Genomic DNA, 18,092 nt, shown 5'->3' on the forward strand with positions numbered 1-18,092 from the left:
GCCAGACTATTGCACCGTAAATTTTAAGGTCGCGGCAGCTTGCCCCTGAGCCTTCGCCACTACAGTTGCGGGCCCTGCGCCGCCGGTAGATTGAACGATGATCTGGGCATAGCCATTGAATACACGCCGCGCCCAAATCGGCGCGGGCGTCGTCACCCGCAGAGACGCCCACCGTCCCCCCTCTTGCGCGGATTGCGCGAGTAGACCAAACCCGCCCGCCGGTGACCTGATGAGGTAGTTCAGGCTGTTGGTGTCCTTGATCTTGGCGGGATCGAGCTTAATGACGAGAAGCCCATCGAGCTGAACCGGCGCGACGGCTTCACCGTTAACATACACGACCTGATCACGCGTCACGTCGGCCACGAACAACTCAACAGTGTCATCATCAGTCAGTTTTGGCCGTGCAAATTCCGCGCGAACCAGATAATAGGGGCTTTCCGGTGGCCTTTGGTCCTCTGGGACCCATTGAAACGGTCGGCGCCACGTCGACGCATCGTCATCCGCGAGGTGCGCCAGAAGCGCCTCTTTCGCCTCGCCCCCCTTAACGCGCCAGTTCTTTACCGTTAGAAAGTGGTGGCGCTCGGTGGGTTTATCGGGCTCATGGGAACCTGGATCACCGTTGCCCATGCCAATGATCTGAATTGGGCCGGTCGTCTCGAACTGCACCAGACTATCGGACGTAGGCACAACCCGCCCCTGCTTGTCGGCGACACTCACAGTTATCACAGAGATATCGGAACCATCCGCCTTGATCCGCGTACGGTCCGCCGCAAGTTGAACCGACACGCCAGGTCCGGTCGTTTCGACCGTTTGCGTTGCGACGAGCTTGCCGTTCCTAAAGCCTTTTGCCACTAGTTTTCCCGATTGATAGGGCACCGACCATTGCAGATGCCCCCCTACCGTCATGGCCTTTCGCCCAAGCGATTTTTTATTCAGGAATAGTTCGACCTCATCCGTGTTCGCATAGGCGCGCACATCGATATCTTCACCTTCGCGTCCGCTCCAATTCCAATGCGGCAGAAGGTGAACCATAGGCTCATGGGTCCAGACTGATTTAAGGTAATAGCCACTGTCTTTGATGACACCGGTCGTATCCAACATACCAAATTGCGACGATACCGCAGGCCATCCGAACGGCGTTGTTTCCCCTCGATAATCGAATCCGGTCCAGACAAACATGCCTGACAAAAATGGTCGCGCGGCATTGAAACGCCAGCCTTCCTCTATGGACGCTGTGCGTGCGCCGCCGGACCGCTTATCGTACGCGGCAATATGGACGCGCTCAGGATCATCGACATAGACACCGCGCGTCGCAAAGGTTAGGCCCTCCTCCGTCACGAGCATCGGACGATCGGGGTAGCGTTTATGCATGGCATCAATGTCATGCTGAGCTTTGTAGTTAAAGCCTATGACCTCAGACCCGGCAGCCGTTCCCTGCGTTCCGCCCGACCCGGATGCCGCAACCGTGGTGAGCCGAGTCGGATCCATCCTTCTCACTATGGCCTGCATCTCCTGAGTAAGGCGTGTGCCGACCTCGGTGTTTTCAATGGCCCACTCTTCATTGCCCACTGACCACAGGATGACCGACGGATGATTTCGATCCCGTCGAACCATGCGCTCCAGCTCATTTCGTATTTGCGGGGTGGTCCCCATCATACGGTGCTCGTCGATTACAAGTATGCCCAGCCGGTCGGCAGCCTCGAGCAGTTCTTTGGTCGGCGGGTGGTGAGAAGCGCGGTATGCGTTGACTCCGATCTCTTTGAGGCGCTTGAAGCGATATTCGTGCAAGGCATCGGGCAGCGCGACACCCACCCCGGCATGATCCTGGTGGTTATTCGTACCGTGCAACTTGATGGACTTGCCGTTCAGGAAGAAGCCGTCATTGGCATCAAATCGAAGCGTTCTTATTCCAAACACCGTATCATAACTGTCTACAACCTCGCCCTTGCGCTTAACTTGCGTGATTGCCTTGTAAAGATAGGGGTCTTCCAATGACCACAGCCTTACTCTATCCATCTTGAACTGTGCGGCAACCCGCGATGACGACGCCCCGTTCAGGGTTTGGGGCGACGTTTCAAAACGGGCTACAGACGTTCCATCGGCGTCTACGATTAGGTGTTCGATGGTGAACCCCTCGACACCTTTACCGTCGTTACTTATCTCAACATCGATCGAGATTTCCGCGGAGCCGTCGGCCACCTCGGTACGGACAAAGGTTCCCCACGGCGCGACATGCAAAGGGTCAGTCTTTGTCAGCCAAACGTGGCGGTAGATTCCGGCCCCCTCATACCACCACCCCTCCTCCATAGTCGCGTCTACCCGGACGGCAATGACATTTTCACCGCCATAGTTGAGGTAATCCGTGATGTCGTACTGGAAACTGGAATAGCCGCTGCGCTCATTGCCGATATAGTGGCCGTTTACCCACACCACGCTATCACGGAAGACGCCGTCAAACTCGACGGCAATGCGACGCCCCTTATCCTGCGCGCTGATAGGTAGTGCACGCCTGTACCAACCAACACTGTTTTCGGGAAACGTGGCCCCCAGAGCCTTTGAGCCATGGTTGGCACTCGCTCGTGAACTAAATGGCAGCTCAACCGCCCAGTCATGAGGCAGGTTTAAGCGGCGCCATGCCGTGTCGTTAAATTTGAGGTCAGCCGGCCCGTCACCGTACCCCGCCTTGGCAAAGAAGAACCCTCGGGTACCATGACTGAAGTCCTGGGATGCATCATAAGGGTGACCAAAGGCGAAACGCCAATCTCGATCTATGTTGAAACGTTCTCGCGCCGCTGACTGCGCCTTAACTCGGACGCCCGGTGTCCTGTCACCGTCTACGGGGGCCCCCTGGGCCGCCCCGGAGGTCACAGCCAGTGCAAGTGATAACGCTGTCATCACGGCGCGTGATTTAATTCCGGATAGAATTTTCATTGTTGGGATTCCCTGATTACCTGCTTGTGTCGTTCTTTTTTCGTCTAACCTATCGTCCAAACGGGCACAAGATTGTCCTACAATTTAAGGGTTGCCATATTCGAAGGGTTCCATCCGCGAAGCCGCCAATCGAATATTTTACGCCGAAAATGAACTACAAAAGCATAAATATACCAATGATAGCGCTCTCATTTTGAGTTTGACATCATCCGCGAGGTCATTAATATTACATATAGCAGTAAATTCCACCACCGGCAGTTAGGGTGGGGATTATACTCAGACAATTAAAACCACAGAAGTGGTGTTTCGGGAACAGGGGCTAATTTAGTGAACAGACGTGACCTTCTTAAGGGAACTACCGGCGTGGTGATGGGATCGGCTTGGGGCCCTGTCGCGGCCTCATCCGCCGCCGCGACGCAGCCAGCCACACGTCCCTTGGGTCAGTCGGTTTCTAAGATGCGGCAGGTCTTATCATTAAATAGAGGCTGGCGTTTTCTCGAAGGTGACGTGCCTTTTCCTAAAGTTATGGGGCATGGTTGGTCATATGCGAACGCAAAGGCAGGGTCGGCCTGGGGCGCGGCGTCTCCGATCTTTGACGATTCAGAATGGTCAACCGTTACGCTGCCCCACGATTTTGCGAGCTTTCAACTTCCAGACAAAAACGAGAACCTTGCGCAAGGCTACAGAAAACGTGGCATCGCCTGGTACCGCAATCTCTTGAGGTTTGAGCCCTCCGACCGTGGCAAGCACATTGAACTTCACCTGGATGGGATTTCCACACACGCCACCGTTTGGCTGAACGGCACGCTCGTGAACCGAAATTGGTCGGGCTACAATTCAATCTACATCGACATCACACCTTACATTACCTACGGCGAGTCGTTGAACTCATTGGTGGTTCGCGTCGATGCCGATCAAATGCAAGGGTGGTGGTATGAGGGTGCCGGCATTTACCGGAACACCTGGATTGTCAAAAGAGACCCGGTCCATATCGTTACGGACGGCGTCTTTGCTCACCCGGTCAAATACGGCGACCAGTGGACCATTCCTCTAGAGGTTACTCTCTACAATGCCGGGAAAACGGCCCGCACGGTTCAAGTCACGTCAACCGTGCGAGACCCAAAAGGCAAGGCGATTGCAACGACCCGAATGTCCGCCACCGTGACGGCGCTTAGTCGCGCGGTCTCCACGGGCAGTATGACCGTAAGCCAACCAAGCCTTTGGAATATCGAAACGCCGTTTCTCTATAGTATCACCACTCAGGTAATCAGCCATGATCGGGTTCTCGACGAAGTGGTAACGCCTGCCGGGTTCCGCACCCAACACTTTGATCCAAACCGTGGCTTCTTTCTCAATGACCAACCCGTTAAGTTAAAAGGGGTGTGCATACATCAGGACCACGCGGGCGTTGGCGTGGCCGTGCCGCACGGAATTCTTCACTATCGTTTGCAGCGCTTGAAGGACCTTGGATGCAACGCCATACGCTGCTCTCACAACGCGCAAGACAAGTACTTCTATGAGCTCTGCGATCAGATGGGCTTCCTCGTCATGGACGAGAACCGGGTCTTCAACCCCTCCCCTATTCACATGAATGAACTGGAGTGGCTGGTACGCCGTGACCGCAACCATCCTAGCGTTATCCTTTGGTCAGTGTTTAATGAGGAGCCGATGCAAGGTAGTGAGCAAGGGTTCGAAATGGTGCGCCGGATGAGCGCCCTAGTGAAAACGCTGGACACCTCACGCCCCGTAACGGCCGCGATGAATGATGGTCTTTTCACGCCCATCAATGTTTCCCAAGCCGTCGACGTTGTCGGCTTTAATTACCAATATCAATCATATGACGCTTTTCACAAAGCAAATCCGAATATCCCTCTCACCTCTTCGGAAGACACCTCAGCCTATCAAACGCGCGGCGAGTACACGACCGACGATGCCCGTCACATCAAGGCAACCTACGACGATGATGCCGCAGAATGGGGAACCACCCATCGGACGGGATGGAAAGCCATTGCTGAGCGCGACTTTATAGCCGGGGCTTTTGTATGGACTGGTTTTGACTATCATGGCGAGCCGACCCCTTATGACTGGCCAAGTAACTCGTCCCAGTTCGGCATAATGGACCTGTGCGGCTTCGAAAAGAATGCGTTTTGGCTTCACAAAGCGCAATGGGATCAAAGCCCGGTCCTTCGAATAGCGCCTCACTGGACCTGGTCCGGCAAGCAAGGACAGCCAATTCGCGTCATGGCCTTTCATAATATGGACGAGGTCGAGTTGTTTTTGAACGGAAAATCCCTCGGTAAACAAAAGGGCGACATTTTCGAGATGAACCGATGGGAGGTACCCTACGCCCCAGGTACGTTACACGCCGTCGGTTATAGGCAAGGCAAGGCTGCCGCAAAGCACGTCGTTGAGACAACGGGCGCACCGGTTTCTTTGAAACTCACGCCACACCGCAAGTCTATGTGGGGCGATGGACTGGATGCACAACCCATTAAGGTTGAGGCGGTCGACGCCAGGGGACGCCATGTCCCCATCGCACAAAATCAGATCACGTTCGACATCACCGGTGGAGACATCATCGGACTGGGCAATGGCAACCCCAACGATGTCTCCAGTGAAAAGGGCAACACACGTGCCCTGTTCAACGGGCTGGCCCAGATAATTGTCCAAACGAAGGAAAATAGCGCGGGGACACTACAGATTACCGCTACCGCTGCGGGATTGACCGCCGCAAAAATCGAGATTGAGGTCGAAAAAGCCGCAGCGTGGCCTTATCAGGACGTCTCGACCCCCGTTCAAATCACGGAAGGTTGGCGTCGCGCGCCCGCGCAAAGTGCGCCAATAGACCCCAATCTACGCCCGAAGGACAACGACATGAACTCATGGGGCTGGTTTCGTCCCGGTGTGCCGTTCTCCCCTCTCGCCACGGATAGCTACGTGCTGTGCGCAACCGTCGTCGAACCATTCAAGCGGATTCGCAAAGCTGGCGGCCAGGTGGAATGCCTGAACCTCATGGGTGCGTGCACGGTCTTCGTCGATGGTATTGAAGCTGCCAACAAATCGGATCCCGGCGCTGGAGATTTAAAATTCAACCTGCCCGCTGGGGATGGCGCCCGCCGTCTAACCATCATTTTTAGGGCCAAAGCGGGCCAGCCTTTCGGGTTTGGCGACGTCTTACGAATTCGAACGGTTTAATGCCCTTCGCGCCGCCGTGCCTCCAACATCCTCGTCAATTTGGCGATCAGGGCCTAAGTTGACGATTTGGACAGACCTAAGCGCCTGTCGAAACCGACACGGCCACATTCCAAACCGCTATTTCAGCGATATGAAAGTTAGCAAAATGAGATATTTTAACGTGCTGTTTCCCTCGTCGATGGCGCTCCTACTCGCCCTGTCGGCACCCCACGCGCTTGCCGAGCGGATAAATCTGTCTCAGGACTGGCGATTTACGGCAGTGGAATCCCTGGGGTCCGAGCCGCCGGCATATAGCGAAGCGACATGGAAAAAGGTCAGCGTGCCACATGACTTTTCAGTCATGGACAAACCTGATGGCTCCCCCCCATTCGACAAAACGGCCATTTCAGGACAGGATTCCGGCTATCTGCCGGGCGGTATAGGCTGGTATCGTCGCGACCTGACCTTAAGCGCCAAGGATTCTGAGGGCGTCGTACTTTTGCATTTTGAAGCCATATATATGGATGCCGATATTTGGGTAAACGGCCAGCACGTCTCAAAACACCATTATGGCTACACCGCGTTCACGCTTGACCTTACCGGCAAGGTCAAGACCGGAAACAACACCGTTGTCGTTCGGGTCAACCACACCGACCCGTCATCCCGCTGGTATGCCGGATCTGGTATCATTCGCCCTGTCCACCTGGAAACCCTGCACCGCATCCATATTGATTCCGACGGGCCGGCGATCACGACGCCCATCGCCACCGAGACGCGCGGCGAGGTTGTCATTAAAACCCCAGTCATCAATCGCTCCGAAAACGCGGCGAGCTTGACTCTCGAGTCACAAATTGTCGATGTATCGGGCAGGATCGTCAGTCAGACCGAGAGGAGCGTGACCACCAAAGCGGCAAGTTCTATATCGCTGGATCAAACCTTAAGCGTGGAAAACCCGGCCCTGTGGTCAACAGACGCTCCAAACCTGTATTATCTGAAGCAAACCATCAGACTGGGCGACAGGGTCTTGGATGAGCGTAAAACCCGGTTCGGTATCCGCACAATAACGGTTGATGCTCAAAACGGTCTGCGCCTGAACGGCAAATCGATCGAACTCCGTGGCGGCAATATCCACCATGACAACTACATGCTGGGGGCTGCGGGTCTGCCTGATGCTGACGCCCGTAAGGTCTGGTTGATGAAATCGGCGGGCTACAATGCCATCCGCAGCGCTCATAATCCCGCCAGTCAGGCGACGCTCGATGCCGCCGATGAACTGGGCCTTCTGGTCATCGATGAGGCCTTTGACATGTGGAATAAGTCAAAGAAGCCAATGGACTACTCCCGGTTTTTTAAGACCGATTGGAAGGCCGATGTGACCAGTATGGTCGTCAGCGGACGAAATCATCCCAGTGTGGTTTTCTGGAGCATCGGCAACGAAATTCCAGAGCAGACCTCACCAGAGGGCATTCAAACGGCTCGGATGCTGGCCGAAACTGTCCGCAAGCTTGATCCGTCCCGACCCGTTACCCAAGGCGTTAATGTCGACAGCCCCCATAATGCGGCGCTTTTGGCCGAATTGGACGTCGCTGGCCTGAACTATCGCGCCAATCAATTCGCACAGGATCACATCGATCACCCTGAGAGGGTCATGTACACGTCTGAATCGACACCGAAAGATGCGTTTAGGTACTGGCGTGTTGCCGAAACCATGCCGTCCGTAATTGGCGACTTTGTCTGGACCGCCGTGGACTACCTCGGCGAAACGGGGATCGGCTGGATGGGGTATAGTCAGGATTGGCAGAAACTTGGCCCGTACCCCTGGCACCTCGCCTATTGTGGGGAAATTGACGCCACCGGGCGCAAGCGCCCCGCAGCTTTTTACCGGCAAGTTTTGTGGAAAACCGGCATAGATCCGGTATCGATATTCGTGGCCCAGCCGAAAGGCACCGCGGATCTGCCCGATCGCGATTACTTCCCCATAACCGGCGAACATCTCGACTGGTCTTTGGACGATGTCCATCCAAGCTGGACCTGGCGCGGACAAGAGGGCAAACCGCTTGATGTGGTGGTCTATTCCGAATTCCCAGAAGTTGAATTGTTCCTGAATGGCAAAAGCTTGGGCAAAAAGGCAGTGGGCGTCGATAGCGAATACAAGGCAAACTTTGCGGTGCCGTATAAAGCAGGGACGCTCAAAGCGATTGGGTATCTCGATGGCAAACCCGCGGGTCAATGGGAGCTTAAAACAGCCGGTGATCCGGCCTCCGTACGCGTCACCGTCGATAAACAGGAACTTAGCGCAGATGGCCAGAGCTTGGCATATGTGACCGCTGAACTGCTCGACGGGAACGGGGTGCCTATTTACGCGCGTGATAGCGACCTGAAGCTGAGCTTTAAAGTTAGCGGAGCCGGGCAACTGGCGGGCGCGGGAAGCGGCAACCCGATGGAGGCGCAAAGCCTGCAGTCAGGACACGTAAAGACATTCCACGGTCGCGCCGTCGGCGTGGTAAAATCACATGTGACGGCGGGAGCCATCCAAATTGAGGCTAGCGCCGAGGGCCTGCCCTCACAAATCCTTCATCTCAATACCGTATCGACGCAATAAGTGATGAGCAATTGAAAAGGTATGATTGTGACGGCAAGGGCAGCTTCACAATCAAACCTTGGTTGGGGAAACGGCAGACGCGTGATAGCCCCGAAAATTGACGCGAGGTTGATTGGCTATCCCTGCCATCGCCTTGATCTCTATTGCTTCGACAAATTACGATAATGCCCCCTGCACCTCGAAACGGGGTTTTGCAAAGGCGCGTGAGCGGGCATGCTGATGGTCCATACACCCAAGAGGGGGTTAGATATGCAACCGACCGCAATAGATGTCCATGAACGCAAAATCTCATCAACTTCGGTTTCAGGGTCAGCTTTAGACCATGATCAACTCTGGAGTCTTTCTAAAGTCTGCGATGTCCTAGGGGGTGTGAGCGACGACACATTTCATCGCCTGGTGAAGCGCAAAGAGTTTAGGCGGATAAAGCAGGGTAGATGCACATATGTTCTGGCAAGAGAAGTTCGGGCCTACATCGACCGCCTATCGCAATCAGCGACGTAGCGGATCACGTCCGGACCAAAGCCTGCCTGACCAGTCCTGCCTGACGAACAACTGCGATCATCTCAACATAAGAATGCTATGCGCCTGTGACGGTCACATCAAATTAGCCAGATTGCCTCATAGCGGTTTGACCACCTGCACAGCATTGTGATTTTACAGTCGGCAGGCCCACTACAGATAAGGTCGTGTTTTCGGCCGAACCTGGAGACGAATATGGTAGATATTGCAGACATCAAAGAGCATGCCGAGATTATTGGCGCAGACGGCGTACACGTCGGCACGGTTGACCGCGTTGTAGACGGCCGCATCAAACTCACAAAACTGGAAGTGGAAAGCAATGCCCACAAAGGCCACCATCACTTTATCGATCTGGGCCTCGTCGCGGGCATAGACGGTGATCGGGTGCGGCTATCTGCAAACGCTGATGTCGCTGTTATGCTGGAAGAAGAGGAAGACGGCGAGGATGTTAAATAAGGTGTTTTTGGCCTAGCCTCATCGGCTGGCCAAAACCTTGATAGAATACCCAATTTATCTTAGGTCATTCATCATCAGGTACGATGCAGTGAATGGCAATGCGTCAATCTTCATCAGGAGAATGGCTGTGATACCTTACAACCGACAGCGGCTCTACCGTAAATCCGTTCTTGTCTTTCTCCTGATGCCCTGGATGCTCCTAGCCTGCAGCCCTGCGCCCGTTAGCGAAACGCCTACGGAAACGGCCTCCCCCGCTGCGGAAGAGCCTGCCCAGTCTACTGTAGCATCGTCCGCATCTTCTGAGACAACCGGAGGGGATGGCTCTTCAATCCAACTTACAGCTTTGACCGCCGCGGATATGGAGGCTGCCAGTTTGCCGGGTGAGCTTAGCTGTCATTTTTCAAACGACACTTACGATCCCCTTCTGATCGCCAAAGGCAATGTCGCCAATGAATCCTCGCAAGGGGTTATAAAGGTTGGCCAATATGTCGAACGGCTCGGGGCGCCTGGCGGTTTCAATGCGATGGTGAATGGCCCCGTCTTTACCGGACGGGGACACACGGTTCGTATCAACCTGACCGGTCCCGCCACCGGCGGTGGGGAGTCACCACCACGCCCAGCCACCCTCACCTATCAACGGGCGGACGGCGCAAAAATGGTGCTTGAAGGTGACTGGACCTGTGGCCCATAGGCGCTAACCCAAGAGGCTTGGCTTAACGCAGGAACGTCAGAAACCACCGAGTGGTTTAGCACGTCGGTCTGCATGTCCTTGCCTTGCCACGTATACCAGCTACCCCCCAAATCTATCATTCTATAAGGGCAGGCATCATCCGTGCGGCGGCACGCCCAGACGATGAGTTTTGGGACAGCAAACCGTTCAGACGACGACACAAGTAGCGGAATGCCGCCACCGCGCATCATGATTGCCCTGACAGGATGATGAATTAGAAAGTCCAGGCGATGTGGTGGTTGCGCCGACGCTCCACCCAAAGCTGGCATCAAGGTCGGACAGTCAGTTATGTGGCCGACGTGTTCGCAGCCTGAGAACTGCCGTCGAGATATCTCGCCCAATCATCCATCAACATGCGGCGTCTCTGCAAAGCATCTCCCCTTCGATAGGCTTGTTCGGACTTGTCTCCGACAACGTGAGCTAGCGCCGCTTCAGCAACCTCTCGGGCGTAGTCGGTTTCATCACCCACCCAATCACGAAACGCGGACCTCATCCCGTGGACAGTTGGTCCTCGTCCCATCAGCCTCCGTAAGCACATCGTCATAGCCATATTTGAGAGATGACCGTCGCCGGCCCGACCAATAAACACGTAGCGGTCGGGGTCATTCGCTAGCGGCCACAACTGGCGAAGTATTGCAATTGCCCCGTCCTGAAGGGGAACGCGATGGACCCGCCCGGATTTCATTCTTTCGCCTGGTACGATCCATAGTTTCTGGTCCAGATCAAATTCGGATCGACGAGCCAGAAGCACTTCGCTGGTTCTTGCGGCGGTCAATATGGTGAATTCCAATGCTAGTGCTGACATCGATGGTAGGGCGAGGTCGAACTGTACCAACTTCCCTTTAGTCGACCCTGTCAGTGTCACAGCAGCAGTTGCCCTCAATTTCTGCATGAACGCTGGTAACTCTTGATGGGACAGAGCGGCGAAATGTCGGCTAACCCGGTTTTTGGGTCTCCCCAACAAGACCTCGAGATGGCCATCCCATCTCGCCGGATTATCCCCCGATCTCAGTCCCATCGCTCTAGCGGCATCCAGAACGCGCTCAATGCGAGCGCGCACCCGCCGCTGCGTTTCTGGGCGATCGGCAAGGATCTGCAGAACCTCTACCACCTCCGGCGTTGAGACCTCCTCTATCGGAATGTCGAGAATTGCCTGCGTGTATGGGGATTTCGGCGGGCGAACACCATCCTCCGGATCTGATCCAAACGTCGCATACCAGGATCGACTATGCGCCTTGTTCTTAAAGTCTTTCACCCATGTCCGGGTTAGGCTTCGGGCGTAAACACCAAATGTCATTCGCATTGCTTTAGCTTGTTCAGCCCTGCGCTGTTCCTCCTTCGCAGCAAGCTCAGCGGCTCTTTTTTCCTCAAGCGGATCGACGCCTGCGGCGATCTTTTGGCGCACGGCACTTGCGGCTATTCTCGCCTCCCGGACACCGATATCACGATACGAACCCAACCCCATCTCTCGCGTGGCCCGTCCGCATCGATATCTAAATATCCACGATTTGCCCCCACGTTTCGCGACCTGAAGCCAAAGCCCGTTGCCGTCCGCGTAGAGGCCAGGTTCTTTTTTCGCGTCAGCCGATTTCGTCGTTAAACGATTTTCAATCCGTTCCGCCATTTCCAGCACCATAATACCGCACAATTACCCACGCATTTACCCACGCATTTGGTGGTTTACCCACGCGTTTACCCACGCATTTGGCGCCAAAGGGTAGGCTATTCCCAGCGCGAGTTGGCGGCAAGATTTCGAACAAACATTTAAAATAACTATTTATTTCTGCGGCAATAGGCGGTATCTAGCGCCAATGGTTAGATAGACTCTCTGTCCGCCATTACTTAGAGACGCCGGTTCTTATAAAATCGGTTATTACGTCTTTGGGGGCGAGTAGCTCAATGGTTAGAGCCGACCGCTCATAACGGTCTGGTTGGGGGTTCGAGTCCCTCCTCGCCTACCACCTTTCATTTAATAAACGGCCTGAAGCTGATCGCATAAATATCACAGATGTGGACGGTCTTTATACCGTCATGCCCCAGACTTAATCGCGCCGTAATTGTGGTTTGTGATCACGTCGGGATTTAAGGGACTTTTTCAGGATTATACGACAATGACCAAACCCATCATAACCACACTTTCCGCCGTCGCGGTGCTTATGGCTGGCACGGCCGCCCTGCCCGCTCTGGCTCAGGACACGCAACCCTCACACGCCGCCCACATGATGCAAAAACCGACCACGCTCAATCTCAGCGCCCAAGGCGAAGTCAAGGCCACGCCGGATACCGCGTCGATCAACTTCGGCGTCATGACCGAGGCCAAGACCGCCGAAGAAGCCATGAAGCTCAACCGCGACCGCATGAGCGCCGTCTTTGCCGCGCTCAAAAAACTCGGCATTGCGGATAAAAACATCCAGACCTCGAACCTCAACCTCAATGCCCAGTACGACTATCCGCAAAATGCTCCGGCGATCTTACGCGGCTATCAGGCGTCGAACCGCGTGACGGTCAAGGTTGATGACCTTAACCGCCTGGGCACCAGCATCGATGCAGTGGTCAAGGCCGGCATCAACCAGATCGACGGCATCAATTTCGGCCTGAAAGATTCAAAAACCGCCGAAGACAATGCCCGTAAAGCCGCCGTCGCCGCCCTCACCCAGCGCGCCGATCTCTATGCAACGGCTATGGGTTATAAGGTCAAGCGCATCATCACCCTATCGGAATCCGGCGGCTACGCGCCTCAGCCGGTCTACAAAAGCTTTGCGCGCGCTGAGATGATGGATGCCACCCCGATCGCAGCGGGCGAGTTAAATGTTACCATCTCCGTCAGTGCTGAGTTCGAACTGGAGAAATAATCTCCTGACGCGCGAATAAAATCATCAGGGTGCGGCCTTTCGATCACAGGCCGCACCCTTTTGGTTTAAGGACTTAGGCGCGGCATGACAGACTTATCCACATCTGTTAACAAGTCTTAACGCGGTAAAACACCTGCGTGGGGGTTCTAAACAGATGACAGGGAAACGTACGCGAATCCGTCGCCGGATCATCAGAAAAATGGCCCATCCCTATGTGATGGTAACTGTTGGTATGGGGATAGTTATCCTGACTCCGATCGCAGGCCTTGGCCTGTCGCAACTGGCGGTGGCCCAAAGCGCTACCGTTACGAATGTACCCGTAACCGCCGCCCGCGTGCCTGCCCCCCAGACCGCTCCGACACCACAACGCCCGCGTATCGACTGGCAGGCCGCTGCCGCCCGCCACCAGCGTGGCATAGTCGCTAAAACCACGGCGGTTATCACGGCACGCCTGCCCCGCCCGGAATTGGACAAAACCCGCCTGCCGATCCTTTTGCCCCGCAGCGGCGGCGCCCTTAAAACCGCTCAGGCGCGCCTGATCTCGTTCGGGGACGCCTATTCCATGAACCTGCCGCAGGGCGACGGCGTGCAGATTACCTTGTCCGGCAATGCCGCCGCCGAGGTTGCGCCCAAAGGCGCCATCAGCCGTCTGGAAAAGCGCGCCGCCCGTATTCAGGGCGTGGCCGAGCCCGTGCAAATCGACCGTACCGAAGACGGCTGGACCGCGACCTTTACACGCTTCAACGTGACCTATACCGCCGATCTGACCTGCGATGACTCAGAGGCCGCGGCGTGCAAGACCGATAGTTATCTGCGCACTGTCGTGGCCGACCTGACCGATGTGGTGCTGGGGGCTGCGGCATTGGCCGAGGCCCGTGCTGCAGGAGCGAACTTATGATCCGGGTTCTGTTTGCCGTCGCCATTATCGGCTTTGCCGCCATCAGCCTGATGGCCTGCGACCAGACGCCCGCCCCGGAAACGCCGACGCCCGAAGTCGGCACGGAAACCGAGGTCGCGTCTGAAGCGGCCTCTGAGACCGCCTCCCAGACGTCATCGGAGGTGGCCTCCTCAGGTGCCGCCACCTTTCCCTACGACCCGCCCACCCAACTGATCGCCGGATCCGGCCCCAGCTATACCAATACCAAAAACTGGGCGCCAGGCATCTGTTTCCCGCTGGCCGACACCCCGTCCTATGCCAATTCTCAGGTGTGGAAACCGGGCGGCTATGAGCGCCCCGATAACCCCAGTCAGTGCGCGCCGGAAAACTATGCCTATCCGTGGCAGGACAATTTCTGCGAGACCCGCACCGGCAGCAATGTCATGTGCAAGACCGGCACCAAGGGCCATCAGGGGCAGGATATCCGCCCCAAGACCTGTAAGACCAACACCTATTGGGCCGTAGCCGCCGAAGACGGCGTCGTTACTCAGGTCGCGTCCATGACGGTGGCGATTACCGGTAAATCTCCGCCGTATCGCATTTACCGTTATCTGCACATGCAGTCATCCAGCCTCAAAGTGGCTTATGGCGATCATGTGGTGCGCGGGCAGAAACTGGGGCTGGTGTCCAACAACCTCGGCCTCAAGAACGGCGTACAGCAGTACACCACCATCCACATGCACTTTGAAGTGCGGGTGGCTCAAACTGAGGCCCTGCCGGATGGCACGGTTCTGTCGGCCAACACCTTTGTGCCGCCATATGTGGCGCTGGTTGATGCCTATGAGCGCAAGCTGGGCGGCGACTGCCAGACGGTAGAGTAAAAAGGGGCGGCAGGCTAATTCCGTCAAGGACTGTGGCCGCCATACCATTGCGCAGTTGCAAAACAGTGGCATACTCGTCTTATCCGAGGGGATACGGGGATTGATCATGGGGTTTTTGTTTTCATTGAGTGGGCGGGTAGCGCGACTGCCGTTTCTGCTGTTTGTCATTGGTGCCAAGCTTATGATCGAAGCCATAGGCTACGCTCAGCGCCGCTATATGCCCGCCCTGACATATGATGATATTATGCTGACCGCCATTCCGGGGATCATTACACTGATCCTGATGTGGCCTTTGTTTGCGGTGACGGTAAAGCGGCTGCATGACATTGAATGGCCGGCAGTGCTGGCGCTGGTTCAGTTTATTCCGCTGATCGGGATTGCGATCTTTTTCACCCGCTCACAGTTTTATACCGCCGATGCCGAACATCTGGCGCGCATGTTTGAACTGGCCGGGATCGGGTTAAACATCATGGCGTTGATTAGTCTGGGGCTGTTTGTGCTGCTGGCGATCATTCCGGGGGTTAACCGTACCAACCGCTTTGGCCCGCCGCCCGGCACCGCGCGTATGGCCGAGGAAGCGTATTAGAACTCCCCCTGATGCAGGGGGAGCTTATGTTTAAGCCCGCTTAAACATAAGAGGGGGTTACTGTAACGGCATCCGTTGCGTTATTTACCCCACCTTCCGGCCTGACGGCCTCCCTCCTCCCCTCCAAGAGGGGAGGTTTTGATTTCACCAACCGGTATTTACAGACCCTACTCCCCGCTCTAAGCTTATGACAAGCAGGGGGGTAATCCATTGTCAGCGCTCAAATTTCTGTTCTCGACCCAAGGTCGCGTCACGCGCCTGCCGTTTATTCTGTTTGTGGTAGGGCTGCGTGTGATTACCGAAGGCCTCGCCTTTCTAATCCGCAACTATTACCCTATGGATGATATCGGGCGATACGGTTTAATGCTTACCATTCCAGGCTTAATTGGAATGATTACATTATGGCCCGTGTTTGCGGTTACCGTAAAACGGCTTCACGATATCAATTGGTCTTTTGCGCCTGCAATAGGACATTTACTCGTCCCCATCATCGGCTTCACAGCGACCTTTCTTGTTGCTTCTCTTAATGAACCCGGCACAGAGCCTTTCTATAAAGCACAGCAGGTTGTGGATTGGATCATGATGGCGTTCACTTACTACCTCTACGCCCTCCTACTCATCCTCTCCATCGTCAAAGGCACCAGAGGCCCCAACCGCTACGGCCCAGCCCCAAAGGGCAAGGATGATACCGCCGAAGCCGTTTTCTAAACGCCACTTGCCCGGGCGTTCAAATCGGCGCTAAACAGGGCCATGAAAACACCCTCGCCCGCCACCATTACCCCTCTGTTTGTTACCGAAATCTACCGCGCCGACCTGTCCGGCAGCGCTGGTTTCGAGACCTTTATCGAAGAGATTGACGACACCTGCCGGGCCTTTGCCGATGACGATGAGGCGGGCCATGACTGGTGCGAAAAAAACGCCTATCCGGGTTATACCTCCTATGGGTCGATGAGCAACCTCACCCAATATGCGCCGGTGTTTGCCGATCTGAAAAAGCAACTGGACACCCACGTCCACGCCTTTGCTGAGGTTCTGGAATATGATCTGGGCGGCAAAAAGCTGAAACTTGACAACATCTGGATCAATATACTGGAACCCGGCGGCTTTCATTCCGGCCACATCCACCCGCACAGCGTCATTTCCGGCACATTCTATGTCGCCGTGCCGGATAAGGCGTCGGCGCTAAAGTTCGAAGACCCGCGCCTGATGGGCTTTATGAACGCCCCGCCGCGTAAAACCCCGCACCGCCGCGATCACGAAATCTTTGCTTACGAGGCCCCCGCCGCAGGTACTATACTGATGTGGGAAAGCTGGCTGCGTCACGAAGTGACGATGAACCAGAGCGATGATGTCCGCATAAGTGTGAGTTTTAACTATGGTTTCTAATGTGAATGCCGCCATCGTCGGCTTTGGCAATGCCGGGCGCATCTTCCACACCCCCCTGATCCGGGCGACCAAGGGGTTGAGGCTGCACACCATCGTCTCTTCCCGCCCCGCCGATGTGACCGCCGCCGTACCCGGCGTGCGCGTGGCGCCCGATCTTGAGATCGTTCTCAACGATCCTGAGATCGATCTGGTCGTTATCGCCACCCCCAACGCCCTGCACGCCCCGCAGGCGCTGGCGGCGCTGCGGGCAGGCAAGCATGTGGTGGTTGATAAACCCTTTGCTATCAATCTTGACGAAGCCGAGGCCCTGATGGTCGAAGCCAAGGCGGCGGGCCGGTTACTGTCGGTGTTTCATAACCGCCGCTGGGACGCCGATTTCCTGACCGTGCAACGATTGATCGCCGACGATAAGCTGGGCGACATCACCCGCCTGATTTCGCGCTTTGACCGCTTCCGGCCCAAGCTGCGTGACCGCTGGCGTGAGCAGGATGTACCGGGGGCAGGCCTGTGGTTCGATCTGGGGCCGCATCTGGTGGATCAGGTATTGTGCCTGTTCGGCAAGCCAGTGTCGCTGATGGCCGATATGGCTCGTCAGCGTGACGGTAGCGTGGTCGATGACTATTTCAACGTGACCCTTAAATATGAGCGCCTGCGGGTGACGGTCAGCGCCAGTGTGCTCACGCCTGCCGCCGGTCCGCGCTTTGAGGTTCATGGCACCAGAGGCACCTTTGTCAAATATGGCCTCGACCCGCAGGAGGACGCCCTCAAGGCCGGAGGCGATCCGACCGATCCGAGCTTTGGGATTGATGCCCATGAAGGCAGCTACTGGCCGGTCATTATCGATGACCATGTCGGTATGTCGGAAAGCGTGATGTCTGAACGCGGCCGCCACTTAAGCTTTTACGAAGCCATTGCCGCCGCCATCATGGACGATGCGCCCAACCCCGTACCCGCCGAAGAGGCCTATCAGGTTATGCGCATACTGGAACTGGGCCAGCTCAGCGCCCTTGAGGGGACAGAGGTGCATTTATAAAAAAGAACTCCCCCTGATGCAGGGGGAGCTTTTATTTGGTGTGCCAAATGAAAGAGGGGGTGAGT

14 protein-coding genes and 1 tRNA gene are annotated in these 18,092 nt (G+C 55.8%); 12 read left to right on the top strand and 3 right to left on the bottom strand.

The features are described from left to right. Positions 1–6: 6 nt before the first annotated feature. The gene (gene galA, locus PQU98_RS05620) at positions 7–2,931 is read right to left on the bottom strand and encodes a beta-galactosidase GalA (RefSeq protein ID WP_272743917.1); all 2,925 of its coding nucleotides are present in this window, start codon (positions 2,929–2,931) and stop codon (positions 7–9) included. Between the two features lie 327 nt (positions 2,932–3,258). Here galA (PQU98_RS05620) and galA (PQU98_RS05625) point away from each other — a divergent pair, with 327 nt between their 5' ends. From galA (PQU98_RS05625) to PQU98_RS05640, 4 genes are all read left to right on the top strand, one after another. Further along, the gene (galA, locus tag PQU98_RS05625; RefSeq protein WP_272743919.1) at positions 3,259–6,126 is read left to right on the top strand and encodes a beta-galactosidase GalA; all 2,868 of its coding nucleotides are present in this window, start codon (positions 3,259–3,261) and stop codon (positions 6,124–6,126) included. Positions 6,127–6,271: 145 nt separating this feature from the next. Then, positions 6,272–8,707, top strand: coding sequence for a glycoside hydrolase family 2 TIM barrel-domain containing protein (locus PQU98_RS05630; RefSeq protein ID WP_272743921.1), 2,436 nt, complete (start codon positions 6,272–6,274; stop codon positions 8,705–8,707). A 714-nt stretch (positions 8,708–9,421) separates the two neighbouring features. Next, a complete protein-coding gene (locus tag PQU98_RS05635) occupies positions 9,422–9,682 on the top strand; it encodes a DUF2171 domain-containing protein (protein ID WP_272743923.1) in 261 nt (86 codons plus the stop codon). A gap of 358 nt (positions 9,683–10,040) precedes the next feature. Continuing rightward, a complete protein-coding gene (locus PQU98_RS05640; protein WP_272744511.1) occupies positions 10,041–10,373 on the top strand; it encodes a hypothetical protein in 333 nt (110 codons plus the stop codon). Here the strand turns inward: PQU98_RS05640 and PQU98_RS05645 are convergent. After that, complete coding sequence (locus PQU98_RS05645) at positions 10,316–10,753, bottom strand: GSU2403 family nucleotidyltransferase fold protein (protein ID WP_368408141.1); 438 nt, start codon at positions 10,751–10,753, stop codon at positions 10,316–10,318. The genes PQU98_RS05640 and PQU98_RS05645 overlap by 58 nt on opposite strands. After that, positions 10,699–12,048 (bottom strand): tyrosine-type recombinase/integrase, encoded by a 1,350-nt coding sequence (locus PQU98_RS05650; RefSeq protein WP_272743926.1) that lies wholly within the window; start codon positions 12,046–12,048, stop codon positions 10,699–10,701. The genes PQU98_RS05645 and PQU98_RS05650 overlap by 55 nt, the downstream gene beginning before the upstream one ends. 249 nt (positions 12,049–12,297) lie before the next feature. Here PQU98_RS05650 and PQU98_RS05655 point away from each other — a divergent pair. The 8 genes from PQU98_RS05655 to PQU98_RS05690 all read left to right on the top strand — a co-directional run bounded on the left by PQU98_RS05655 (position 12,298) and on the right by PQU98_RS05690 (position 18,027). Further along, positions 12,298–12,373: transfer RNA gene (locus PQU98_RS05655), tRNA-Ile, on the top strand. A 150-nt stretch (positions 12,374–12,523) separates the two neighbouring features. Next, complete coding sequence (locus PQU98_RS05660) at positions 12,524–13,264, top strand: SIMPL domain-containing protein (protein ID WP_272743928.1); 741 nt, start codon at positions 12,524–12,526, stop codon at positions 13,262–13,264. Positions 13,265–13,418: 154 nt separating this feature from the next. Then, entirely contained in the window at positions 13,419–14,162 is a 744-nt protein-coding gene (locus PQU98_RS05665) for a hypothetical protein (protein ID WP_272743929.1), read from the top strand. After that, on the top strand, positions 14,159–15,022 hold the full coding sequence (locus PQU98_RS05670; RefSeq protein WP_272743930.1) for a M23 family metallopeptidase: 864 nt from the start codon (positions 14,159–14,161) through the stop codon (positions 15,020–15,022). The genes PQU98_RS05665 and PQU98_RS05670 overlap by 4 nt, the downstream gene beginning before the upstream one ends. 106 nt (positions 15,023–15,128) lie before the next feature. Next, on the top strand, positions 15,129–15,608 hold the full coding sequence (locus PQU98_RS05675; protein WP_272743931.1) for a DUF805 domain-containing protein: 480 nt from the start codon (positions 15,129–15,131) through the stop codon (positions 15,606–15,608). A gap of 210 nt (positions 15,609–15,818) precedes the next feature. After that, on the top strand, positions 15,819–16,316 hold the full coding sequence (locus PQU98_RS05680) for a DUF805 domain-containing protein (protein ID WP_272743932.1): 498 nt from the start codon (positions 15,819–15,821) through the stop codon (positions 16,314–16,316). A gap of 42 nt (positions 16,317–16,358) precedes the next feature. Next, on the top strand, positions 16,359–16,994 hold the full coding sequence (locus PQU98_RS05685; protein ID WP_272743933.1) for a TIGR02466 family protein: 636 nt from the start codon (positions 16,359–16,361) through the stop codon (positions 16,992–16,994). Beyond that, positions 16,984–18,027 carry an oxidoreductase gene (locus PQU98_RS05690; protein ID WP_272743934.1) on the top strand — a complete coding sequence of 348 codons (1,044 nt, stop codon included), beginning with the start codon at positions 16,984–16,986 and terminating at the stop codon, positions 18,025–18,027. The genes PQU98_RS05685 and PQU98_RS05690 overlap by 11 nt, the downstream gene beginning before the upstream one ends. Positions 18,028–18,092: the final 65 nt, after the last annotated feature.

The organism is Asticcacaulis machinosus (genome assembly GCF_028550435.1).
GTDB lineage: Bacteria > Pseudomonadota > Alphaproteobacteria > Caulobacterales > Caulobacteraceae > Asticcacaulis > Asticcacaulis machinosus.